Source organism: Pseudoduganella sp. GW821-FHT05F09 (assembly GCF_059419605.1).
Map to the genome: position 1 here is coordinate 653977 of NZ_JBWKSD010000001.1, position 21634 is coordinate 675610.

Sequence of the window (21634 nt, forward strand, 5' to 3'; positions counted from 1 at the left end):
CACATGATTATCGATACCCACCTGCACCCGACCAACCTGGTAGACGAAGCGTGGCGCCACACCGGCGAGCCGTTCAACGGCGAACGCATGCTGAAGATGATGGACGGCCCCTACATGATCAACGGGAAGCCGCGCCGCATCGACATGGGCTTCATCCAGCCGCCGCCGGGCAACACCGGCTACCGCGACGGCAACCGCCGTGGCCGCGAAGGCATCCGCGACTACATGGCCTACATCGCGGAGCTGTGCCACAAGTACCCGGACCGCTTCATCGGCAACTTCACTTTCAACCCGCGCTGGGGCCCGGAGGAGGGCGCGCTGGAGCTGGAGTACCACGTGAAGGAGTACGGCTTCAAGATGCTCAAGCTGCACGCCAATATGCACGGCTACCGCCCGGACCGCGCGCTGGACTGGCTGCGCCCCGCGATGAAGATGTGCGCCAAGTACAACATCGTGGTGCTGATCCATACCGGCGACGGACCGTACACGATACCGACGATGTTCTACCCCATCATCCGCGAATTCCCGATGGTGAACTTCATCATCGGCCACTTCGGCATCCAGACCGGGGGCAACTACTCGTTCGAAGCGTTCTGGATGGCGATGGACACGCCCAACGTGGTGTGCGAATCCGGCTGGTGCTTCCAGTCGCGCATCGTGGAATTCGCCAAGCAGCTGCCGCGCAACAAGATCGTGTTCGGCACCGACACGCCGCCCAATGAACCTGGCATGTGGCTGCGCGAACTGGAAGTGCTGTGCTCCCAGCCGCCGCACGGCATGGGGCTGGACGAGGACGGGCTGGAAGACTACATGGGCAACAACATCGCCCGCCTTTGCGGCATCAAGACCACGCCGCCGCCGCGCACGCTGGAAGAGGCGCAGCTGCGCCTGACCGACACCTATGCCGGTGTGAAGTAAGCAGCAAGCGGCGGCGCGCTGCAGGCGGGCGCGCCGCCGCACCAACCGAAAGAGGCAGACATGATCTCGCAAGACTTCCATCAATTCCTGCGCCAGTACCGCGAGCAGCATCCGGAGGACGTGCTCGCCGTGCGCGAGGAGCTCGAAAGCGGCCAGGACGCCACCGCGCTGGTGTGGCAGCTGGCCGCGCAGAACCGTCATCCGCTGCTGGTGTGCGAACGCGTGCGCGGCATCGATACGCAGCTGGTGACCAACATCTTCGCCTCGCGCGAGCGCGTGGGCCGCATGCTGGGCGTGGCGCCGGCCGGCATCCATGCCGAATACCAGGCGCGCAGCCGCAAGCTGGTGGCGCCGCGCTTCGTCGACAGCGGCCCGGTGCTGGACAGCGTGGTGCAGGCCGGCGCAGGGCAGGGCGGCATCGACCTGCGCACGCTGCCCATCATCCAGCACTTCGCCACCGACCGTGGCCCCTACATCACCAACGCCATCCTGGTCGCCGAGCACCCGGATACCGGTGTGGGCAACATGAGCTTCCACCGCTCCACGCTGCATTCGCCAACCGAGATCGCCACCAGCCTGCACTCGCGCGGCCACCTTTGGCGCTTGCTGCAGATCGCGCGCGAGCGCGGCCAGCCGCTGCCGGTGGCCATGGTGATCGGCGCGCACCCGCTGTTCATGCTGGCCGGCGCCGCGCGGCTGCCGTTCGGCGTGGACGAGCGCCACGTCGCCGGCGGCCTGCTGGGCGCGCCGCTGGACGTGGTGCGCACACCGAAGTACGGCCTGGCCGTCCCGGCCTACGCGGAGTTCGTGCTGGAAGGCGTGATCGATCCGGAAGCGCAGGTGCCGGAGGGCCCGTTCGGCGAATTCAGCGGCTATTCGTCGGACCGCTCCACCAACAACCTGCTGCGCGTGGAATCCGTGCTGCGCCGGCGCGATGCGCTGCTGGTCGACGTCGTCGGCGGCAACTCGGCAGAGCACCTGAACCTGGGCCGCATCCCGCGCGAATCCGAAATGGTGGAGAAGCTGCGCGAGCGCTTTCCCAGCGTCACCGCCGTCCATTACCCCAGCTCGGGCACGCACTTCCACGCCTACGTTGCGGTGAGGCAGATGCGCCCCGGCGAAGCGCGCCAGATCATGCTTGGCCTGCTGGGCTGGGACCCTTACCTGAAAACCGTGGTCGCGGTGGACGAGGACGTGGACGTCACGCGCGACGAGCAGGTGCTGTGGGCCATGGCCACCCACGTGCAGCCGCACCGGGACGTGCTGATCGTGGACGGCCTGCCCGGCAGCGCGCTCGATCCGTCCGCCTCCGGCATCGGCACCACCTCGCGCATGGGCGTGGACGCCACGCGCGGCCCGGACTTCGACGGCGTCCGCGCGCGCATCGCGCCGGAAGCGCTGGCGCGGGCCGACGCCATCCTGGCGCGTGCAATTGTGTAGGCGAATTGACAAACGCTGAGGTACGATGCTGCCAGCAAAACATTTTTGAGGAGCAGCAATTGAATTCGTTAAAACTGCTGGCCGTCGCCGGCCTGATGGCCATCTCCACCCTGGCGGTGGCTGCAGCACCCGCGCCCGCCACCGCAGCCGCCGCGCCCGGCGCAGCGCAAGTGAAGGCCGCTTACGATCTGCTGGCCGCCATGCAGGCCGAGAAATTGACCCGCACTGTGGCCGGCGGCAGCAAGTTCTCCAACGAGCAGCAGCGCCTGGCCTTCATGGCCAAGCTGGACAAGGTGCCTGCGGCGGAAGTCTACAACCGCCTGGCCGCGCCGGTGGCCAAGCTGGTATCGGCCGAGACGGCGATGGAGATGACCCGCTTCTACCAGTCCAGCTACGGCCAGAAAGTATTGCAGAAGACTTATAACGGCGGCCCGAGCATGTACGACGACGCGCCCAAGCCGACGCCTGCCGAAAAGGCGGAGCTGGCCAAGCCGGCCTACATCAAGGCCGACAAGGAGTTCCAGGCCGCCAGGCCCGCCATCCGCCACGAAGTGTTCGTGCTGGTGAGCGAGCTGGCCAAGGCAAAGTAAGCCTGCAGTCCGCTCGTCCACAAAGGGCTTGAACCCGGGCTTCCGGCGTATCATTGAAAAACCGTTAGCATATTGGCCAGATTGCCAATAATATGTCCGTTCGACCGACCTGATTTGCGGAGGCTGCAATGAAGATTTACATGGTTGTACTGGATACGCTGGCCGATTGGGAGATCGGCTACCTGACGGCGGAACTGAACAGCAAGCGCATGATGAGCGGCCCGGCTGCGGAGTGCGACATCGTGAAAGTGGGGCTGACTGCCGCGCCCATCGCCACCATGGGCGGCATCGTGATCAAGCCCGACATGACTTACGACGCCGTGCGCATGGAAGCGGAGGATCTGCTGCTGATGCCGGGCGCAGACAAATGGCAGGCGCCGGAGTGCGCGCCCCTGCTGGACTTCGCCAGGGACTTGATCGTGCGCGGCTATCGCGTGGCCGCGATTTGCGGCGCCACCATCGGCCTGGCGCAGGCCGGCGCGCTCAATGACAGGCAGCACACCAGCAACGACAAGGGCTACCTGAAAACGGTCTGTCCCGGCTACACCGGCGAGCAGCGCTACGTGGACTCGCCCGTCGTCCGCGACGGCAACCTGATCACCGCGTCCGGCCTGGCGCCGCTGGAGTTCTCCTACGAGGTGATGAAGATGCTCGGCCTGTTCCGGCCCGAGACCGTGGAGGCCTGGTACCAGCTGTATTCCACGCGCGAGCCGCAGTATTACGAGGCGCTGGTGGCGTCGATGAGCTGACGCGGGCGGATCCCGGCGCGCGGCCTGAAACCGGTCAGACGGCCATGGGCGCGGTGATCGGCGCGTGGTGCTGGTAGCCTTCCAGTGTGAAATCGGACGGTTCGATTTTCTCCAGCCATTCGGGCTCGTACTTGCCGGTGACGGCGTAGTCCGGCACGCGGTCGGAGATGACCAGCTTGGGCGCGGGGAAGGGCTCGCGCTTGAGCTGTTCCTGCACCATGTCCATATGGTTTTCGTAGATGTGGGCGTCGCCGATAAAGTAGGTGAACCAGCGCGGCGTGTAGCCGGTCAGGCGGCCCACGATCGCCAGCAGCGCCGCACCTTCGGCCAGGTTGAAGGGCGTGCCCAGGCCGATGTCGTTGCTGCGCACGTAGAGGCACAGCGAGATCTCTTTGGTGCTGGCGTTCGGAATGAACTGGTACAGCAAATGGCAGGCCGGCAGCGCCACCTGGTCCAGCACGGACGGGTTCCAGCCGTGGAACAGGATGCGGCGGCTGCCCGGATTATTGACGATGGTGTCCAGGCATTCGCGCAGCTGGTCGATGGCTTTGTACATCAGCACCTTGGCGACGCCGCCTTCTTCCAGCGGGGCCACCTGGCGGTAGCCTTGCTTCTGCGCGTCGGCGATCTGCGCGGCGGCGGACGCGTCGAGCAGCTTGTAGCCCGGCCATTCGCGCCACTGCACGCCGTACACGGGGCCAAGGTCGTCGGTGCCGGTGCGGTAGGGATTGTCCAGCCATTGCTGGTTTTCGTTGGCGTTCTGGTCCCACACCTTGCAGCCCAGCGCGCGGAAGTCGGCCGCGCTGCGCGAGGCGCGCAGGAAGGCGCACAGTTCGCCCACCACGGATTTGAACGCGAGCTTCTTGGTCGTGACGGCCGGGAAGCCGTCTTTCAGCAGGTCGAAGCGCATCATGGCGCCCGGTACGCTGAGCGTGCGGATACCGGTGCGGTTGTCTTGCCAGCTGCCGGTTTCCAGGACCGTTCGGATCAGATCAAGGTATTGCTGCATAAATTCTCCAACGTGGTGCTTGTTCTTCAGGGCCGTGAATTGTATCAGCGGCGGCTTAGCGTTTCACGCTACCACGGCCGGTCTTCTTGCTGGGGGCGATGGACTGCGCGCGGCCTTCAGCGCGGGCTGCCGACTTGGCGCCGCGTCCTCCGGCGACGATCACGCTGCCCTTGGGTGCGGACGGTCCCTGCTGCGCGGCGCCGCGGCCCCGGCCCTGGCCTTGGCTGCGGCCCGTCGCTTGTCCGCCGCCATGCGCTTCGGCCAGCGCGCGCAAGGCGGCCGCATTGCTGCCGCGCGAGCCTGGCGCCGGCATCTTGGGCGCTGCAGCCTGGGCGCCCGCGCCGCGCGGCTTGCCCGCCGCTGCGCCGCCCGCTGGACGCGGCGTCCCCGCAGGCTGGGCCGCCAATGCAGCCTTGCCGCCCGCAGGCCCGGTGAAGGGCCGTTTCTTCTTGCCGGCCGGCGCCTGCTTGGCGGCGGGCTTGGGCGTGCCGGTCTCGGGCACGCGGTGGTCCGCTTCAAAGCCCGATTCTTCCTCGCGGCGCAGCACTTGCCTGGTCAGCTTCTCGATGGCGGCCAGCAGGTCCACCTCGTCCGCGCACACCAGCGAGATCGCCACGCCCTCGGCGCCCGCGCGGCCGGTGCGGCCGATGCGGTGTACATAATCCTCGGCCACCGTGGGCAGGTCGAAATTGACCACCAGCGGCAGCGCTTCGATGTCCAGGCCGCGCGCGGCCACGTCGGTCGCCACCAGCAGCTGCACTTCGCCGGCCTTGAAGCGCTCCAGCGCGCGCAGGCGGGCCGGCTGCGGCTTGTCGCCATGGATGGAATCGGTGCTGATGCCGTGCACGGCCAGCGTCTTCACCAGCGCGTCCACGCCCTTGCGCGTCTTGACGAATACCAGCACCTGGCCCCAGCGCTGCTTCTTGAACAGGTGCAGGAACAGTTCCGCCTTGTGCGCCTTGTCGGTGGTGATGATCCACTGCTTGACCGACTTGGCGGCGGTGTTGCGCGGGCTGACCGAGATTGATACCGGATCGTTCAGCAGGATCTCCGCCAGGCTGCGCACGTCCTCGGAATAGGTGGCCGAGAACATCAGGGTCTGGTGCTCGTCGGGCAGGGCCAGCAGGATGGCTTCCAGGTCGTTTGCGAAGCCCAGGTCCAGCATGCGGTCCGCCTCATCCAGCACCAGCGACTCCAGCTGCTCGAACTGCACCGCGCCCTGGCGGAACAGGTCCAGCAGGCGGCCCGGCGTGGCCACCATCACGTCCAGGCCCTTGTTCAGCTTGGCGATCTGCGGCTCGATCGGCACGCCGCCATAGGCCACGTGGCAGCGCATCGGAATATTGCGGCCGTAGCTGCGGAAGCTTTCGTACACCTGTTCGGCCAGTTCGCGCGTGGGCACCAGCACCAGGCAGCGCACCTGGTTGGGCTCCGCGCGCTCACCCTCGCTAAGGCGCTGCAGCAGCGGGATGGCAAAGCCGGCCGTCTTGCCGGTGCCGGTCTGCGCGGCGGCCATCAGGTCTCGGCCCGCCAGCACGGCGGGGATGGCTTGCTTCTGGACCGGGGTGGGCGTGGTATAGCCTACCGTGTCCAGCATGCGCAGCAGGGGATCGATGAGGCCTAGGGATGCGAAAGTCATGGGGATCTTTATTGTTATTAGTAGGGAGCGGCCAGTTCGGCGCTCCACAGGGTAACGATGTCGTGCAGGCGCTGGTCGCTGATGGCGAGCAGGTTGTCGCCCACATACCATTCGGTGGCGCTGTGGCCCGGCAGCTGGGCATGGCTGACGCGGTTGAATAGCCACACGCCATGCTGTTCGGCGAAGGCGTTGCGGATGGCGAGCGCGCGTTCGCGGCTCACGGGCATATGCAGGTGCAGCAGGTTGGCGTGCGGCCGGGACGGATTCGGCGTGAGCAGCGGGTGGCTGCGCAGCGTCTCGAACAGCGCCTCGGTGCGCTTGAAGTAGTGCGGCATGGCGGCCAGGCGCGCGTCGAACTGCATGGCGGCGGCCACCACGTAAGGCGTGCGGTGGATCACGTTGCCGCCCTGGCGCTTGAACCATTCCTGCGCCTTGGCGACAAAGGCCGCGCCGCCCAGCAGCACCGCGCCGCCCAAGCCGCCGATGCCCTTGTAGAGCGACACGTAGACCGTGTCGAAGCCGGCGCAGATTTCGTGCAGCGGCTTGCCGTAGGCGGCAGCGGTTTCCCACAGGCGGGCGCCGTCCATGTGCAGGTGGATGCCGCGCGTGCGGCAGTAGTCCTTGATGGCTTGCAGCTCGGCCCAGCTTGGGCATTGGCCGCCGATTTCGCGCGCAGGCAGCTCCAGCGACACGGCGCCGATATGGTCGGGCAGGGCTTGCAGGTCTTCCAGCGTCCAGGGACGGTTCGGGTCGCCGATCTGCAAGGCCTGGAAATGGCCCAGCAGCTGGTGGTTGCCGCGTTCGTGCTTGAAGATATGGGCGGTGGGGTGCAGCGCGGCCAGCGGGCTGCCGCGCTCCATGCAGGCCAGGCGCAGCGCCGTCACCTGCGTCATGGTGCCGGTGATGCAGAACGTGGCCGCTTCGAAGCCCAGCAAATCCGCCACCTTGCGCTCGAAAGACTGGATCAGCGGACCTTCGCCATAGGTGTCATGCGCCACGTCGTTGGCGGCGCACCACGCGGCCATGGCGGCAAAAGCCTCCGCCGGCGCGGGTTGGCGATGGCCGGGCAATACGGTATGGCACATCTGGCGCAGTTCGGCGTCGGTCACGGGCAATCTCCTGAAAGAACGTGATTTTACAGGAGTGGGACTTTGACGGGGATTTCGGCCGGCGCCGCGTGCTTGCCCTTACGTCGCTGCGTGCACGCTGTGGACGTGGTGGAACTGCAGCGCCGCCAGGTTGGCGTAGATGCCGCCCAGCGCCACCAGCGAGGCGTGCGTGCCGGTTTCCACGATCTTGCCGTCTTCCATGACGATGATGCGGTCCGCGCGCTGCACCGTGGCCAGGCGGTGCGCGATGATGACCGTGGTGCGGCCCTGCATGGCCGCTTCCAGCGCGCCTTGCACCAGGCGTTCCGATTCCGCGTCCAGCGCGCTGGTGGCTTCGTCCAGCAGCAGCAGCGGCGGATTCTTCAACAGCGCGCGCGCGATGGCGATGCGCTGGCGCTGGCCGCCGGACAGGCGCACGCCGCGCTCGCCCAGGAAGGACTGGTAGCCGTTCGGCAGGCGTTCGATGAACTCGTGCGCCGCCGCCAGCTTGGCGGCCTGGATCACTTCCGCGTCGGTGGCGCCGGCGCGGCCGTAGCGGATGTTTTCCATCGCGTCGGTCGAGAAGATCACCGTATCCTGCGGCACGATGCCGATGGCGTCGCGCAGCGTGTGCAGTTCGAGCTGGCGGATGTCCACGCCATCGAGCTTGATGGCGCCCAGCTGCGGATCGTAGAAGCGCAGGAAGAGCTGGAACAGCGTGGTCTTGCCGGCGCCCGACGGGCCTACCACGGCGACGGTTTCACCCGGCTTGATGTCCAGCGACAGGTGCGACAGCGCGGCGGTGTCCGGGCGCGAAGGGTAGTTGAAGGTGACGTCGGCCAGCGTGAGCGAGGCGCCGTTGGCGGCGCGCGGCGGCAGCGCCAGCGGGTGCGCCGGGGACCGGATCTGGGATTTGACCGACATCAGCTCCAGCAGGCGCTCGGTGGCGCCGGCGGCACGCTGGGCTTCGCCCATCACTTCCGACAAGGCGCCGATGGCGCCGGCGACGATGGAGGCGTACAGGATGAACTGGCCCAGGTCGCCGCCGGTCATGCTCCCTTCCAGCACCGCGTGCGCGCCCAGCCACAGCACGAACACGATGGTGCCGAACACCAGCACGATGGCCAGCGCGGTCAGCATGGCGCGCGCGCGGATGCGCTTCATGGCGGTGACGAAAGCGCCTTCCACCGAGGCGCCAAAGCGCTCGGTTTCAATCTTTTCATGCGTGAAGGCCTGCACGGTGGGCATGGCGTTCAGGATTTCGCCCGCCACGGCGGAGGCGTCCGCGATGCGGTCCTGCGAGTCGCGCGAGAGCTTGCGCACGCGGCGGCCGAACATCACGATGGGCAGCACGGTCAGGATCAGCAGGCCGATGATGATGGACGACAGCTTCACGCTGGTGACGAACAGCATGGCCAGGCCGCCCAGGAACAGCAGCACGTTGCGCAGCGCCATGGAGATGCTGGTGCCCACCACCGCCTGGATCAGCGTGGTGTCGGTGGTGATGCGCGACAGCACCTCGCCGGTTTGCGTGGTTTCGAAGAATTCGGGGCTTTGCGTGACCACGTGGCGGTACACGGCGCTGCGGATGTCGGCCGTGACGCGTTCGCCCAGCCAGGACACGGTGTAGAAGCGCGCCGCCGTCGCCAGCGCCAGGATGGTGGCCACGCCGAACAGCGCCAGGAACACCAGGTTCACATGCTGGATGCTGCGCACCCCGGCGGAGGCGCCGAAGCCCAGGTCTATCATCTGCTTGAAGGCGGCCGGTATGGCCAGGGTGGCGCCGGCGGCCACCACCAGCGCCACGCCGGCCATGGCGAACTGCGCGCGGTAGGGGCGCAGGAAGGGCATCAGGCCCTTGAAGGCGGCCAGGCTGCCTTTCTTCAGTTCGCGGGATTCGCTCGGAGTGGATGGCGCGGCGGCGGTGCTGGCATTGCTGTTGATACTGTCGGTCATCGTATTGTTATTCGTAAGCGTATTCATAATTTCATGGGACTGGCATAACCGGTGAGTTCCAGGTAGCCGCGCCCCGCGCGCATGCCGTCACGGCTCACCGTGGCCGCGCCCTCCCAGTACACCGCGCCCGTGCTGCGGCGCGAATCGAGCTCCTGGTCTTCCTGCAGGGGCGCAATCTGCCACAGCGTGCTGCCTGTGGCCAGCTGGGTGGCGACGGGATACTCGGCATTGGTGCGGGGCGAACGCCACCGCCGCTGCGGGGTAAAACTGACCTGGTCCGGCGAGTAATGCGTGATCTTACCGGATGCATCGCGCCATGTCGCGTGCGCCCATAGTTTAGCACCGGTTTTGCTGCGGATCTGGAAAGCCATCAGGGCGCCGCCGTCGTCCAGGTTGGCGCCCAGCCAATCCCAGCCCGCCGCGTCGCTGTCCAGCACCTGCTGCGACCATTCGTGGTCCAGCCACGACACGCCGCTCACGGCCTGCGGCTTGCCCCCGCCGCGCGTGATGGCGCCGCTGGTCTTGAGCTGGGGTTCGCTGTAGTAGTAGCTGGCCTGCTGTGGGTCCGGACCCTTGCGGGAATAGCCGTTTTCGCCCTGCAGCAGCACCGGCTGGGTGGGGGCGAGCGTGAGGTTCAGCGTGAAGCTGGCGGCGGCCAGCGTGACCTGGTAGGCGCCGTCCGGGCGGCGCACCATGCGCCAGTCGTCCAGCTTCACGTCGGTGCCGCCGGCCTTGGCGTAGGCCAGGCCGAAACCTTCGCGGGCGCTGCGCTGGTCGTGCAGCAGCTTGCCCAGCGCCGGGTCGGACAGGGCGGCGTGCCCGATGATGAGCTGGCGCGGCGCGAATTTGCTGGGGTTGGCGCTGTCCGCGCCGGTGGCGCGGCGGAAGAAGGTGACCTGGTAGCCGAGGTCCTTGCCGTCCGGCGTTTTCAGCCAGCCGGTGACGTACCACCATTCGGTCTGGTAGTCCGGATGGGCGCCGAAGGACTGCGGGAAAGGCAGCGCGGCGCCAGCGGGCAGGGGCGTGACCTCGGCATGGCGCGGCGGCCCGGCCAGCGCCGGCATGCCCATCATGGCGGCGAACATCAGCAGCGCGCGCAGCACAGTGGCCAGCATCACCAGTCCTCCCGCACGGCGCGGATGGGCGCGCCGGACAGCGCCTGCCGGCCCGCCAGCAGCGCCGTCAGCGCGGCGGCGGCCAGCAGCGCGGCGGCCACGGTGCCCAGCAGCGGCCAGGGCAGATGCATCTGCATGGTCCAGTGGAAGGACTGCGGGTTCACCACGAACACCAGCACCAGGCTGATGACCCAGCCCAGCGCCGCCCCGGTAGCGATGCCCAGCCCCGTCAGCGCGCTGCCTTCCAGCGCCAGGATGGCCAGGATCTGCCTGCGCGTCACGCCGATATGGCGCAGCATGCCGAATTCCTTCGAGCGCGCCAGCGTCTGCGCCGAGAAGGTGGCGGCCACGCCGAACAGGCCCACAATAATCGCTATGGCCTCCAGCAGATAAGTCACCGCGAAACTGCGGTCGAATATCTTCAGGCTCATGGCGCGCAGCTCGGACAGCGCGCTCAGTTCCAGCGCTCCGCCGAACGGCAGCGCCTTCAGCGCCGCTTTGAGCTGCGCCATGTCGCCATCCTTTGCCAGCCACATGGCCGTGCTGTTGACTTCCATATCGCCCGTGATGGCGCGGTAGTCGGCAAGCCGCATCTGCACCGCGCCCGAGGAGCGGGCGTAGTCGCGCCAGACGCCGGCCACGAAGAATTCATGCAGGCCGCCCTGCAGCGGCAGTTTGAGCGTGCTTCCCGCCGTCACGCCGTACAGGTCCGACATGGGTTCGGACACCCACACCGGCCGCCGCCCGGTGGGCACGGCCACGGTGGGACCGGCCATGGCCAGCACTTTCTCGGCGTTGGCCGCATCGATATCGCGCGCCATCAGCAGCACGGCGGGCCGCTCCGGCGCCAGGCTCACGCCGCGCATGCGCAGGAAATCGACCCGGGCCACGCCGGGCAGGGCGCGCAGCTGCTCCTGTTCGCGCAGGCCCAGCCCCGCCGTGCCGCCGCCGCTGGCGCTGCTGGCGTACAGGTCGGCGGGCAGGATTTGCAGCAGCCAGTCGTCCAGCGACACGCGGAAGCTGGACACCATGATGGCCATCGCCACCATCAGGCTGAAACTGGACAGCACGCCGCCCAGCGCAATGCCGGCCTGGCCGGAGGCGTTCGCCAGCCGCGCCAGCGTGAGCGCCAGCACCGGCGAGCTGTCCACGCGGCTCGCCGTGGCGGCGCTCCAGCGCGCGTGCAGGAAGCGGAACACGGTGGACGACAGGCGCGGCATCAGGGCAATGGCGCCCACCAGCATCAGCGCTATCGACAGGTAGCCGAAGATGGGCAGCTCCCACAGCGGCGGCATTTGCGACAGCAGCGCCGCCAGCGCCAGGCAGGCCAGCCCCGGCCAGGCGCGCGCCAGGCGCGCCATGGCGGTTTCCTCGCTGCCGGACTTGAGCGCCACCGCAGGCGTGGCGCGCGACGCATCCACGGCGGGCGCCGCGCAGCCCAGCATGGCCACGCCCACGCCCAGCACAAAGTAGACCAGCGCCGCCACCGGCGTGAACTGCACCTGTGGCTGCACGCCGGCGAAATAGCCCGCGCCCAGGTCGCCGCCGAACAGGCGCAGCGCCGCTGCCGCCAGCCCGTAGCCCGCCGCGATGCCGATCAGCGAACCGGCCACGCCCAGCATCCAGCCTTCGAGCAGGATCTGGCGCAGCAGGCGGCCGCGCTCCATGCCCAGCACGCGCAGCAGCGCGAACTGGCTGCGCCGCCGCATGACCGACAGCGCCTGCGTGGAAAACACCAGGAAGGCGCCGGTGAACAGCGCCACCAGCGCGAGCACACTCAGGTTCACGCGGTAGGCGCGGCTCATATTGTTGTTGCGGCTGTTCTGGTCTTCGTCGTTCGGGCTGCCGACGTGGAAGCGGCCCGGATAGCCGCGTTCCAGCTCGCGCGCCAGCGCCGCCTTGAAGGCTTCGCGGTCCACGCCGCTGCGCAGCTTCAGGTCCACGCGCGAGAGCTGGCCCAGGCGGTTCAAGCGCCATTGCAGCGCGCCGATGTCCATCACCCCCAGCCGCTGCCCGGCGCGCACGCGCTGCAAGGGGCCGGCCACGCGCAGCGTCACCGCCTGCGTGCCCGATTGCAGCGCCAGCACGCCGCCCTGCGGCTTGAGCCAGGCCTGGGCGGCGGGGGACAGGAAGATGGCGTCGTCCGCCAGCGTGTCCGTCAGGTTCTCCGCGCCGGGCGCGCCCAGCAGGTCGGGCGTGACATGGCCGGCGCGGAACGGGTCCAGGCCGATAATCTGCAGGGCCGAGCGCTGGCCCGGCACCGACGCCTGCACGTCCAGCACGGGCGAGGCCACGGCCACGCCATCGCGTCCGGCCAGCAGCGGGTAGATCTGTTCGTCGAAAGTGGCTTCGGCGCCGCTCACCTGGACGTCGGCCTGGCCGGACAGGCTCTTGATGGCGGACGAGAATTCATTGAAGGCGGCCGCGTTGATCAGGTGGATGGCGAAGCCCAGCGATACGCCGATGGCGATGGCGGCAATGGCCGTGATGGCCCGCACCGGATGCGCGCGCCATTCGCCCAGCAGCAGCCAGCGCGACAGCCTGGCCCGGGACCCGCGCAGCGGCGGTGCGGTGTCTTGCCGCGCAGCGCTCAACTCGAACACACCAGCTTGACCTTGTCCGCCGCGCGCTGCGCTTTGATGCGGGCGTCTTCCTGGCGCTGGGGCTGGGCGCGGCGCAGGTCCTCGTCAGCCCACTTCTTGTCGAGCTTGACCTTGTCGCACTTGCGGCGCTGGGCCGCCGCCGCCCGGTTGATTGCGGCGTCTTCCCGCGCGCCGGCCGCCTCGCGCTTGCGGCGCTCCTTCTCCAGCGCGTCGGCCTGCTTTTTCATGCCGGCCAGTTCGGCGGCGGCCGCCTTGTCCGGCGCCGGAGCGTCCGGCACGGCGATCACGCTGGCCGTGCCGCCCTGGCAGGGCAGTTCCGTGTACGTGACCTTGCCGTCCACCGTGCATTTGTGGACCGTCTGCGCCTGCGCGGCCGCAGAGCACAGCACTAGCAGAAGGCCCAAGGCGCGCGGTGTCACAGTATTTTCCCGGGGTTCATGATGCCCTGCGGGTCCAGCGCGGTTTTGATGGCGCGCATCAGGTTCAGCTCCAGCGGCGATTTGTAGCGTGCCAGTTCCTCGCGTTTCAGCGCGCCGATGCCGTGTTCGGCCGAAATCGAACCGCAGAAGGCGGCCACGCTGTCGTGCACCACGCGGTTCACCGCGTCCTGGTTCTCCAGGAAGGCTTCGTTGGAGACGCCTTCCGGCGGCGCCACGTTGAAGTGCAGGTTGCCGTCGCCCAGGTGGCCGAAGCACACTAATTGGCAGGCCGGGAAAGCCTGCTGCAGCAGCGGCGCGGTGCTTTCGATAAAGTCCGGAATGCTCGATACCGGCAGCGAGATATCGTGCTTGATGTTCTTGCCCGCCTTGGCCTGCGCCAGCGGAATATGCTCGCGCAGCTGCCACAGCCCGAGCGACTGCGCCACCGAGGCCGCCACCACGGCGTCCTTGATGGCGCCTTGTTCCAGCGCGGCGCCTATCGCCCGTTCCAGCAGGCCGACGGCGTGCGCCTCCGATTCGCTGCTGGACAGTTCGAGCAGCACGAATTGGCCATGAGGCTGGCCATGCTGCGCGCCGCTGAAAGGGCGCGGCAGTTGCGGGAACTGCGTGGCCACCAGCTCCAGGCAGAACGCGGACATCAGCTCAAAGCCGGTCAGGCTGGCGCCGCAATAGTCCTGCATCAGCGCCAGCAGGCGCAGCGCGTCGGCGGGGGAATCCATGGCGGCCAGCGCGGTGATGCTGGCCTTCGGCTGCGGGTACAGCTTCAGCACGGCGCCGGTGATGATGCCCAGCGTGCCCTCGGCGCCGATATACAGGTCGCGCAGATCGTAGCCGGTATTGTCCTTGCGCAGGCCGCGCAGGCCGTTCCAGACTTCGCCCTGCGGCGTCACCACCTCCAGCCCCAGGCACAGTTCGCGCGCGTTGCCGTAGCGGAGCACGGCGGTGCCGCCCGCATTACTGGACAGGTTGCCGCCTATGGTGCAGCTGCCTTCGGACGCCAGCGACAAGGGGAACAGGCAGTCATGCGCCGCCGCCTCGTCCTGTATCTGCTGCAGGATGCAGCCCGCGTCCACGGTCATGGTGCGGTTCAGCGCATCGGTCGCGCGGATGCTGTTCAGGCGGGCCAGCGACAGCACCACCGCCGCGCCGCTGCCGTCCGGCACGCCGCCCAGCACCAGGCCGGTGTTGCCGCCCTGCGGCACCAGCGGGATGGACCAGCGCGCGCAGGCGCGCACCACCTCCGCCACCTGCTGCACGCTGCCGGGGCGCAGCACGGCCAGCGCCAGGCCGGTGTGGCGGCCGCGCCAGTCGGTCAGGAAAGGCGCCATGTCGGCGGCCGAGGTGACAACGTGGCCGTCGCCGAGCAATGTCCGGCAGTGGGCCAGGAAGGCATGGCGCATGGCGGTCGGCAGCATGGTCATTTCGCGGAGTTGACCCGGTTGACCTTGTCCAGCAGGTCCTTGGTAAGCTGCTTGGCGGCTTTTTTATAGGGCCGCACATACATGACGGCGCAGATGAAATAGACCGTCACGATCAGGGCCTCGCCCCAGCCCAGCCAGGCGGACAGCGTGCCGATGTCGCTCCAGCCCCGCACCACGCCTTCGGTGAAGTAGAGCAGTATCACCATCGAGGTCCATTGCAGCGTGTAGACGTCGCGCTTGATGATGCCGGCCAGCGGGAACAGCAGCGGCGCGGCCTTGAGCGCCAGCCAGGAGCCGCCCGGCTTGAGCGGCGCCAGCCACACTTCCCAGGCGATGCACCAGCAGATGAGCAGCACCATGCTGGCAATGGCGCCCCGGTGGAAGAATTTTTGCGACGTGGTTTCCATCATGTCCCCTGCAGCTTGCGGGCTGTCTCTGCCAGCCGGCGGCCCTGCGCCGTGGCCAGGCGTTTTTCATCTTCCGTCAAGGGCTTGTTGCCGTCAAGGCCGGACCAGTGGGTGGGGCCGTAGGGCGAGCCGCCGCTTTCGGTGGTCATCAGTTCGGCGTGGGTGTAGGGCAGGCCCATGACCATCATGCCGTGGTGGAGCAGGGGGATCATCATGGTCAGCAGCGTGGATTCCTGGCCGCCGTGCAGGCTGCCGGTGGAGGTGAACACGCAGGCCGGCTTGCCCGCAAGGGAGCCGGACAGCCATTCGGCCGAGGTCCCGTCCCAGAAATATTTCATGGCCGAGGCCATATTGCCGAAGCGGGTGGGCGAGCCCAGCGCCAGCGCCGCGCACTCGCGCAGGTCCTCCAGCTCAACATAAGGCGCCCCTTCCGACGGCACCGCCGGCGCGCTGGCCTCGGCCACGGTGGACACCGCCGGCACCGTCCGCAGCCGCGCTTCGCAGCCCGGCACCGCATCGATGCCCTGGGCAATCAGCTCCGCCAGTTTGCGCGTTGCGCCGTGGCGCGAGTAGTACAAGACGAGAATAATCAGATCGGGTGTGGTCATCTTGGTATTATAGGGCGCTTTGGCGTTTGGCAGAGCCGGCCGGCGCCGTGATAAGTGCATTTTCAACACAGGATTCAATGTTTTCCAAGTATATCTACCCGTTTTTGCAGTACATTTTCCGCACCTGTAACGTCGGCGTGGCGGTGCTGCGCGCCTTGTCGTGGCACGAGATCCGCGACATGTTCCTGTTCGCGCGCCGCCGCCTGAAGGAGGAGAGCCTGCCGCAAGTGGCCGGCAGCCTCACCTTCACCACGGTGTTCGCGCTGGTGCCGCTGCTGACCATCGCGCTGGCCATCTTCACCACCTTCCCCATGTTCACCACCCTGCGCAAGGCGCTGGAGGTGTATTTCGCGCAAAGCGTGATGCCCAAGCAGATCGCCACGCCCATCCTGAACAACCTCACCATGTTCGCCGCCAAGGCCACGCGCCTGTCCGCCGTCGGCGCGGTGGCGCTGGTGGTGACGTCGGTGGCCATGATGGGCATGATAGAGCGCGTGTTCAACCGCATCTGGCGCGTCAAGGCCGAGCGCAGCTGGACCCGCCGCATCCTGGTGTACTGGGCCATCCTCACGCTGGGGCCGGTGCTGGTGGGCGTGTCGCTCAGCATGTCGACCCATGTCTATATGGCCACCAGCGACCTGGTGGGCGATTTGCCCTTGCTGGGCGCGCTGCTCTACACCACGCTGTCGGTGGCGGCCACCACGGCCAGCTTTACGCTGATGTATGTGGTGGTGCCGAACCGCCAGGTGGACTGGCGCGACGCGCTGTGGGGCGGCCTGATGGCGGCGCTGTTCTTCGAGCTGGCCAAGCGCGGCTTCGCGGTTTTCATCACCCAGTTCCCCACCTATTCGCGCATCTACGGCGCGCTGGCGGCGCTGCCGCTGTTCCTGCTGTGGATCTACCTGTCCTGGATGATTACGCTGGTGGGCGCGCTGTTCACGGCGGCGCTGCCGGTGGTGAAGTACGAGCGCTGGTGGCACGAAGCCGTGCCGGGCGGCGAGTTTGTCGATGCGATGGCGATCCTGAAGGTGCTGCATGTGGCCGGCCATTGCGGGGACACGGCGCTGGTCAACTCGGCGGCGATCCGCCAGTCCACGCGCATGGGCTACGACGAGATGGATGCGCTGCTGGAACGCATGCAGGCGCAGGGCTGGGTGGGCAAGGTCAAGGCCGAGGCGCCGTCGCGGGTGCAGTGGGGCAAGCGCGTCAGCGAGGGCGCGGACAACTGGGTGCTGCTGGCCAATCCCGAGCGGCTGACCTTGGCCGATGTGTACCGCGTGTTCGTGTTTGGCGGCGTGGCCGTCAACAGCGGGGTGCCGGACGACGAGGAAGAAGAGCGCGACCGCCAGGCCGCGCGCGACGCCGCCAGCCTGGCGCGCCAGGTGGAGGAATCCGTCGAGAACGGATTGGGGCGGACGCTGGCCGAACACTTCGGCCCGCTGGACTGCCGCTGAAGCGGCCGCCAGCCGCCGTTGGAAGACTTAGTGCGGCTTGCGCTTTTCCTGCTGCACCAGGATGAAGGGGCTGACGACGCTGGTCCACAGGCTGGCGCCGGTTTCCAGCCAGTGCTGGGCTTGTTCGTCTGAGACTTTGGCGATCAGGCCGGCCGCCATCCATTGCGTGATGCTGGCCTTGTCGTCGTGCGAAATGCGCACGGCCACGTCGACCAGGTCCAGCTCGTCGGCGATCCATACCACCGTGCCGGAGGCAAAGTGCTTGATCAGCTCGGGCCACGGCAGGCGCGCGGTTTCACGGTTGATCTTGTCGCGCAGTTCGGTATCTTTTTCAGGTTTGGTTTGCATAGTGAAGCTCATAGGGTGGAGATGCGCGGTTGCGGCGCTCCCTGCCATGTTAACCGATAGGCCGCTCCTTTGCGAACATTGCCCACCAGCGCGGGCCGGAAGCAGGCCAGGTTGGTGCCGCCGGGACGCCGCACGCTGGGGAAGATCACGCCGGTCGAGCCTTCGTCCAGCAGCCGTTCGGCCAGCCGCTGCGACTGCACATAGCTGGCCGGGTCCAGGCAGTCGGCATAGTCCTCGCTGCCGCGCAGGTCGTGGAACGGCGCCGTGAAGTCGGCCAGCATGCACTGGTAGCTCACGCTGTCGTGGAAATAATCGATCTCGGCGTACTCCACCGTTTTGTGGAACGTGATCTCGGCCAGCGCCGTGTCGATGTCGAAGGCGCAGTACCATGCGCCGCGCTCGCCGTCGTTGAAGCGGCTGCCCTCCGGGCGCGCGTAGGTAAAGGCGGCATTGACGATGCGGTAGTTCGGTACCCGGAACACCAGCTCGTCTATACCTATGCCGGGCGCGCCGCCGTGCTCGGCGATCAGGCGCGCATTGGTTGCGTTGTCCAGGTCGAACAGGTCCAGCAGTTCGGCGTCGCTGCCGGCCAGCGGGGCCAGCACGGAATCCTCCACGTCGGCAAAGCGCGACTGGATCAGGCGGCAGGTATCGAACTGGCGCAGCTGCGCCAGCGGAGGCAGTGGCGCCGCCATCAAAGCCCGCCGCGCCGCGCGTCGACCAGCTTGCGCACCGTCTGCATGGCCAGCAGGCCGCCGCCCAGCATATAGGCCAGCGGTGTGCGGCCGCCGAAGATGATGTTCTTGTTGGGCAGCGTCACCCAGCGGTCGGCCAGTTCGTCGCCATACAGGATGTGCAGCGACTTGTAGATGCCCACCAGATAGGAAATGCGCGTGATGCGGTCCACTTCCAGCACGCGCTCCGGCTTCTTCTTCCAGTCGTAGTAGCTGCTGCTGGACAGGCCGCCCAGCAGTTCGCGGGCGTCCTCGTCGCGCACCGACCAGGCGTCCACCAAGCGGAAAAAGGCGGCCAGCGCGGACTTGGACAGGCGCTCGCGTTCTTCACGGGCGTTCAGGTCGACCGGGATCGTGGGTTCAAAGCGGCTGCGGGGGTAGCTAAAGGCGGTTTGCATAAATCCTCCGTTTCTGGATTATTTATACTCCGATTTCATTGGAAACGCAATTTCGAAAAATTCGATAATAGACGGGCAATTTTTCCGTTTTTCTTTTCAATCCGGCAGGTTCATACTTCATTTCATCGGCGCTGCAGACGTTGCAAACACGTTGCAAACACCCTGCAGACATTCGAAAAAACTGATTCATAACCTAAAGGAACTATCATGCCTATCGCCAAAGCCCAACCAGGTAAAGAACTGCTGAACGCTAACGACCACACCCTGATCATGATAGATCACCAGTCCCAGATGTCCTTCGCCACCAAGTCCATCGACATTAATGTGCTGCGCAACAACGCCGCGCTGGTAGCCAAGGCGGCGCGTGAATTCAAGGTGCCCACCATCCTCACCACGGTGGCCGCGAAAAGCTTCTCCGGCCCCATTTTCGACGAAATCCAGTCCGTGTTTCCCGAGCAGCAGCCTATCGACCGCACCAGCATGAATACCTGGGAAGACCAGCGCATTGCCGATCGCGTCAACGAAATCGGCCGGGGCCGCATCGTGCTGGCGGGCTTGTGGACTTCGGTGTGCATCGTCGGCCCCGCACTGTCGGCGCTGGACCAGGGTTTTGAAGTGTATGTGATTGCCGACGCCTCCGGCGACGTGAGCGACGAAGCGCATGAGCGCGCCATGCAGCGCATGATCCAGGCCGGCGCCAAGCCCATCACTTCGCTGCAATACCTGCTGGAACTGCAGCGCGACTGGGCGCGCGGTGAAACCTACGACGAAACCGTGGCCACGTCGATCGCGCACGGCGGCGGCTATGGCCTGGGCCTGATCTACGCCAAGTCCATGTTCAACGCTTCCGAAGGCCATTAAACCGGCGTAGTATCGAAGGCTCGCCGACCCTGTGGGGAGTATTGATGAGCCTTCGACAAATTGCCGCCTTATCGGCGCTGGCCTTGAGTTTCGGGCTGGCGCCCGCCGTTGCGCGCGCGGCGCCGTCCAACGCCGAGCTGGTCCAGCAAGTGGCGGAGACGGAACGCGCTTTCGCCGCCACCATGCGCCAGCGCGACCTGGCCGCCTTCACCAGCTTCCTGTCCGACGACGCCGTGTTTTACTCCGGTCCCACGCCCTTGCGCGGCAAGGAGCAGGTGGCGGCTTTCTGGAAGAAGTTTTACGACGGCAAGGAAGCGCCATTTTCCTGGGAGCCGGACCAGGTGGACGTGATCGATTCCGGCACGCTGGCCCATTCCTCCGGGCCGGTGTACGACGCCAAGGGCAAGCTGTTTGCGCGCTTCAACTCGGTCTGGCGCCTGGAAGCGCCGGGCAAGTGGCGCATCGTGTTCGACAAGGGCCAGGACCTCTGCGACTGCAGAAAATAGGGCGCGGTGTAGGACGCAGCCCCGCCGGGCCGCTGGGGGTGCGGCGGCGCACAGAGCCGGTCTATGCGGTGGGCAATCATGGGGTCATTCGATCAGGAGGCCCACCATGTACTCATCTATTGCACGCCGTTCATTGCTTTGCCTGGCACGCGCCGCGACTTTCGCAGCCACCCTGGGCGCCGCGCATGCGCAGGAACAGCCGCCCGAGGCCGCTGCTCCGCCAGCCGCCGAGGCAGTGGTGCAGCCGCAAGCCCGGCAGCACGGCATCACGCGCATCTCGCTGGCCGCCGGCGAGTTGCCGGTGGCGGCCCGTCCGCAGCCGGCTTACGCTGCACAGCAGCGGCCGCAGCGCCAGACGGAGCGCCAGATGGAGCGTGACGCCATCACGCTGCGCGCCGCCCGCGTTGCCATGCAGCTCAATGACGCCAGCCACCAGCAGCAAAAGCTGGCCTCGCTGCGTTAAGTCCTCTCAGAAACCGTAGCTTGCGTACACCGCCGCCGTGGGCGACGTCGTGCGCCGCGTCAGCGGGCTGTTCGCCGCGTCGCGCAACAGGCCGCTCACGCCCAGCATGCCGGTGACGGCCCAGCGCTCGTCCAGCTTGTGCTGCCAGCTCATCGCCACGTCGGCCTGGTACATGCCCGCCTTCGGCTTGTAGACCTTGTAGCCCGACTTGAGCGCCTGCTGCGCGCTGACCCCGTAGTAGGTCTGCGCATACTTCTTGTCCGCCATTTCAAATCCCAGGCTCAGCGTTACCGTGTTGCCCGCGTCCTTGAACAGCGTGCCGGTCAGGCCCGCGCCATAGGTGCCGCCGGTTTCGCGCGCACTCAGCGCCTGCGCCGTATGCAGGTTCACCGTCAGGCCCTCGAAGATGGCGTAGCCCGCGCTCAGGTTGGCCGTGGCGCTGCCTTTCACGTCGCCCATGCCGCGCAGGTATTTGCTGGCCTTGCCGCCGAAGGGCAGCTCGCCGTTCTCCTTGCGCGGCGCGCGGAAGCCCAGCGCCGCGCTATAGCTGAACTGGCCGGCGGAGCCGCCGTAGCCCAGGCCGCGCATGGTGCTGGCGTAGAAGCCGCTGGCGGTGGAATAGTCCAGCAGCAGCATGGGCAAGGCCATGTTTTCGTCCGAGCCGGAATAGCGCGGCGCCAGCGCGGCCCCGCCGCCAACGGTAATGACGGCATCGCTGCCGGCGAAGGCGCCGCCGCTCAGCAGGACGAATAGCGCGGGAGCCAGTTTCAGCTTGAATATCGAATTGCAGGTCTTCATCAGGTTTCCAATGTTGTGATTGAGTTGGGAAGCGCTGCAGTGTGCGGGGCGGGCATGAAGCGAATCTGAGCCTTTCATGAAGATTCCAT

Annotated in this window: 22 protein-coding genes; 8 read left to right on the forward strand and 14 right to left on the reverse strand. The window is 67.0% G+C overall.

The window, feature by feature from the left end; all coding sequences use genetic code 11:
* The first annotated feature begins 3 nt into the window (after positions 1 to 3).
* The 4 genes from AC07S4_RS02790 (at position 4) to AC07S4_RS02805 (ending at position 3697) form a co-directional block, all read left to right on the forward strand.
* Complete coding sequence (locus tag AC07S4_RS02790) at positions 4 to 918, forward strand: amidohydrolase family protein (RefSeq protein WP_107979263.1); 915 nt, start codon at positions 4 to 6, stop codon at positions 916 to 918.
* A gap of 60 nt (positions 919 to 978) precedes the next feature.
* Positions 979 to 2358 (forward strand): UbiD family decarboxylase, encoded by a 1380-nt coding sequence (locus AC07S4_RS02795; RefSeq protein ID WP_494985139.1) that lies wholly within the window; start codon positions 979 to 981, stop codon positions 2356 to 2358.
* A 59-nt stretch (positions 2359 to 2417) separates the two neighbouring features.
* Entirely contained in the window at positions 2418 to 2948 is a 531-nt protein-coding gene (locus AC07S4_RS02800) for a hypothetical protein (protein WP_494985140.1), read from the forward strand.
* Positions 2949 to 3088: 140 nt separating this feature from the next.
* Positions 3089 to 3697 carry a type 1 glutamine amidotransferase family protein gene (locus tag AC07S4_RS02805; protein ID WP_494985141.1) on the forward strand — a complete coding sequence of 203 codons (609 nt, stop codon included), beginning with the start codon at positions 3089 to 3091 and terminating at the stop codon, positions 3695 to 3697.
* A 34-nt stretch (positions 3698 to 3731) separates the two neighbouring features.
* Here the strand turns inward: AC07S4_RS02805 and AC07S4_RS02810 are convergent, their stop codons facing one another.
* The 10 genes from AC07S4_RS02810 to wrbA all read right to left on the reverse strand — a co-directional run bounded on the left by AC07S4_RS02810 (position 3732) and on the right by wrbA (position 15983).
* Entirely contained in the window at positions 3732 to 4706 is a 975-nt protein-coding gene (locus tag AC07S4_RS02810) for a thymidylate synthase (RefSeq protein WP_494985142.1), read from the reverse strand.
* A 55-nt stretch (positions 4707 to 4761) separates the two neighbouring features.
* Positions 4762 to 6345 carry a DEAD/DEAH box helicase gene (locus tag AC07S4_RS02815; protein ID WP_494985143.1) on the reverse strand — a complete coding sequence of 528 codons (1584 nt, stop codon included), beginning with the start codon at positions 6343 to 6345 and terminating at the stop codon, positions 4762 to 4764.
* 17 nt (positions 6346 to 6362) lie between these two features.
* Positions 6363 to 7454, reverse strand: a complete 1092-nt coding sequence (locus AC07S4_RS02820; RefSeq protein WP_494985144.1) for a threonine aldolase family protein — start codon at positions 7452 to 7454, stop codon at positions 6363 to 6365.
* Positions 7455 to 7532: 78 nt separating this feature from the next.
* Positions 7533 to 9389, reverse strand: a complete 1857-nt coding sequence (locus AC07S4_RS02825; protein WP_494985145.1) for an ABC transporter transmembrane domain-containing protein — start codon at positions 9387 to 9389, stop codon at positions 7533 to 7535.
* A gap of 23 nt (positions 9390 to 9412) precedes the next feature.
* Positions 9413 to 10504 carry a lipocalin-like domain-containing protein gene (locus AC07S4_RS02830; RefSeq protein WP_494985146.1) on the reverse strand — a complete coding sequence of 364 codons (1092 nt, stop codon included), beginning with the start codon at positions 10502 to 10504 and terminating at the stop codon, positions 9413 to 9415.
* A complete protein-coding gene (locus AC07S4_RS02835) occupies positions 10504 to 13098 on the reverse strand; it encodes an ABC transporter permease (RefSeq protein ID WP_494985603.1) in 2595 nt (864 codons plus the stop codon). Before AC07S4_RS02835 ends, AC07S4_RS02830 begins: the two co-directional genes overlap by 1 nt.
* Entirely contained in the window at positions 13095 to 13511 is a 417-nt protein-coding gene (locus tag AC07S4_RS02840; protein WP_494985147.1) for a DUF4124 domain-containing protein, read from the reverse strand. Before AC07S4_RS02840 ends, AC07S4_RS02835 begins: the two co-directional genes overlap by 4 nt.
* 11 nt (positions 13512 to 13522) lie before the next feature.
* On the reverse strand, positions 13523 to 14962 hold the full coding sequence (locus AC07S4_RS02845; protein ID WP_494985148.1) for an FAD-binding oxidoreductase: 1440 nt from the start codon (positions 14960 to 14962) through the stop codon (positions 13523 to 13525).
* Positions 14963 to 14964: 2 nt separating this feature from the next.
* The gene (locus AC07S4_RS02850; protein ID WP_494985604.1) at positions 14965 to 15375 is read right to left on the reverse strand and encodes a DUF2069 domain-containing protein; all 411 of its coding nucleotides are present in this window, start codon (positions 15373 to 15375) and stop codon (positions 14965 to 14967) included.
* Positions 15375 to 15983 carry an NAD(P)H:quinone oxidoreductase gene (gene wrbA / locus AC07S4_RS02855; protein ID WP_494985149.1) on the reverse strand — a complete coding sequence of 203 codons (609 nt, stop codon included), beginning with the start codon at positions 15981 to 15983 and terminating at the stop codon, positions 15375 to 15377. Before wrbA ends, AC07S4_RS02850 begins: the two co-directional genes overlap by 1 nt.
* Positions 15984 to 16060: 77 nt before the next feature.
* Here wrbA and AC07S4_RS02860 point away from each other — a divergent pair, with 77 nt between their 5' ends.
* Complete coding sequence (locus AC07S4_RS02860) at positions 16061 to 17437, forward strand: YihY family inner membrane protein (RefSeq protein ID WP_494985150.1); 1377 nt, start codon at positions 16061 to 16063, stop codon at positions 17435 to 17437.
* 27 nt (positions 17438 to 17464) lie between these two features.
* On the opposite strand, the gene AC07S4_RS02865 is transcribed toward AC07S4_RS02860, so the two are convergent.
* The 3 genes from AC07S4_RS02865 to AC07S4_RS02875 are packed head-to-tail and all read right to left on the reverse strand — an operon-like array spanning position 17465 to position 18917.
* Complete coding sequence (locus tag AC07S4_RS02865; protein ID WP_494985151.1) at positions 17465 to 17785, reverse strand: DUF2288 domain-containing protein; 321 nt, start codon at positions 17783 to 17785, stop codon at positions 17465 to 17467.
* 8 nt (positions 17786 to 17793) lie between these two features.
* Positions 17794 to 18480: an RES family NAD+ phosphorylase gene (locus AC07S4_RS02870; RefSeq protein WP_494985152.1), complete on the reverse strand. Its 687-nt coding sequence runs from the start codon at positions 18478 to 18480 to the stop codon at positions 17794 to 17796.
* Positions 18480 to 18917 carry an MbcA/ParS/Xre antitoxin family protein gene (locus AC07S4_RS02875; protein ID WP_494985153.1) on the reverse strand — a complete coding sequence of 146 codons (438 nt, stop codon included), beginning with the start codon at positions 18915 to 18917 and terminating at the stop codon, positions 18480 to 18482. The genes AC07S4_RS02870 and AC07S4_RS02875 overlap by 1 nt, the downstream gene beginning before the upstream one ends.
* Positions 18918 to 19124: 207 nt before the next feature.
* Between AC07S4_RS02875 and AC07S4_RS02880 the strand changes: the two genes are divergently transcribed.
* The 3 genes from AC07S4_RS02880 to AC07S4_RS02890 all read left to right on the forward strand — a co-directional run bounded on the left by AC07S4_RS02880 (position 19125) and on the right by AC07S4_RS02890 (position 20747).
* Positions 19125 to 19778 carry a hydrolase gene (locus AC07S4_RS02880; RefSeq protein WP_161073118.1) on the forward strand — a complete coding sequence of 218 codons (654 nt, stop codon included), beginning with the start codon at positions 19125 to 19127 and terminating at the stop codon, positions 19776 to 19778.
* A 44-nt stretch (positions 19779 to 19822) separates the two neighbouring features.
* A complete protein-coding gene (locus AC07S4_RS02885; protein WP_494985154.1) occupies positions 19823 to 20284 on the forward strand; it encodes a YybH family protein in 462 nt (153 codons plus the stop codon).
* A gap of 106 nt (positions 20285 to 20390) precedes the next feature.
* Positions 20391 to 20747: a hypothetical protein gene (locus AC07S4_RS02890; RefSeq protein ID WP_494985155.1), complete on the forward strand. Its 357-nt coding sequence runs from the start codon at positions 20391 to 20393 to the stop codon at positions 20745 to 20747.
* 6 nt (positions 20748 to 20753) lie between these two features.
* Here the strand turns inward: AC07S4_RS02890 and AC07S4_RS02895 are convergent, their stop codons facing one another.
* Positions 20754 to 21545 (reverse strand): MipA/OmpV family protein, encoded by a 792-nt coding sequence (locus tag AC07S4_RS02895; protein WP_494985156.1) that lies wholly within the window; start codon positions 21543 to 21545, stop codon positions 20754 to 20756.
* Between the last annotated feature and the right edge of the window lie 89 nt (positions 21546 to 21634).

What these genes read in the sequence shown, in the direction of transcription:
- AC07S4_RS02790 (WP_107979263.1), top strand. Translation starts at nt 4, where the DNA reads ATGATTATCGATACCCACCTGCACCCGACCAACCTGGTAGACGAAGCG.
- AC07S4_RS02795 (WP_494985139.1), top strand. Translation starts at nt 979, where the DNA reads ATGATCTCGCAAGACTTCCATCAATTCCTGCGCCAGTACCGCGAGCAG.
- AC07S4_RS02805 (WP_494985141.1), top strand. Translation starts at nt 3,089, where the DNA reads ATGGTTGTACTGGATACGCTGGCCGATTGGGAGATCGGCTACCTGACG.
- AC07S4_RS02810 (WP_494985142.1), bottom strand. Translation starts at nt 4,706, where the DNA reads ATGCAGCAATACCTTGATCTGATCCGAACGGTCCTGGAAACCGGCAGC.
- AC07S4_RS02815 (WP_494985143.1), bottom strand. Translation starts at nt 6,345, where the DNA reads ATGACTTTCGCATCCCTAGGCCTCATCGATCCCCTGCTGCGCATGCTG.
- AC07S4_RS02825 (WP_494985145.1), bottom strand. Translation starts at nt 9,389, where the DNA reads ATGACCGACAGTATCAACAGCAATGCCAGCACCGCCGCCGCGCCATCC.
- AC07S4_RS02830 (WP_494985146.1), bottom strand. Translation starts at nt 10,504, where the DNA reads ATGCTGGCCACTGTGCTGCGCGCGCTGCTGATGTTCGCCGCCATGATG.
- AC07S4_RS02845 (WP_494985148.1), bottom strand. Translation starts at nt 14,962, where the DNA reads ATGCTGCCGACCGCCATGCGCCATGCCTTCCTGGCCCACTGCCGGACA.
- AC07S4_RS02850 (WP_494985604.1), bottom strand. Translation starts at nt 15,375, where the DNA reads ATGGAAACCACGTCGCAAAAATTCTTCCACCGGGGCGCCATTGCCAGC.
- wrbA (WP_494985149.1), bottom strand. Translation starts at nt 15,983, where the DNA reads ATGACCACACCCGATCTGATTATTCTCGTCTTGTACTACTCGCGCCAC.
- AC07S4_RS02860 (WP_494985150.1), top strand. Translation starts at nt 16,061, where the DNA reads ATGTTTTCCAAGTATATCTACCCGTTTTTGCAGTACATTTTCCGCACC.
- AC07S4_RS02865 (WP_494985151.1), bottom strand. Translation starts at nt 17,785, where the DNA reads ATGCAAACCAAACCTGAAAAAGATACCGAACTGCGCGACAAGATCAAC.
- AC07S4_RS02870 (WP_494985152.1), bottom strand. Translation starts at nt 18,480, where the DNA reads ATGGCGGCGCCACTGCCTCCGCTGGCGCAGCTGCGCCAGTTCGATACC.
- AC07S4_RS02875 (WP_494985153.1), bottom strand. Translation starts at nt 18,917, where the DNA reads ATGCAAACCGCCTTTAGCTACCCCCGCAGCCGCTTTGAACCCACGATC.
- AC07S4_RS02880 (WP_161073118.1), top strand. Translation starts at nt 19,125, where the DNA reads ATGCCTATCGCCAAAGCCCAACCAGGTAAAGAACTGCTGAACGCTAAC.
- AC07S4_RS02885 (WP_494985154.1), top strand. Translation starts at nt 19,823, where the DNA reads ATGAGCCTTCGACAAATTGCCGCCTTATCGGCGCTGGCCTTGAGTTTC.
- AC07S4_RS02890 (WP_494985155.1), top strand. Translation starts at nt 20,391, where the DNA reads ATGTACTCATCTATTGCACGCCGTTCATTGCTTTGCCTGGCACGCGCC.
- AC07S4_RS02895 (WP_494985156.1), bottom strand. Translation starts at nt 21,545, where the DNA reads ATGAAGACCTGCAATTCGATATTCAAGCTGAAACTGGCTCCCGCGCTA.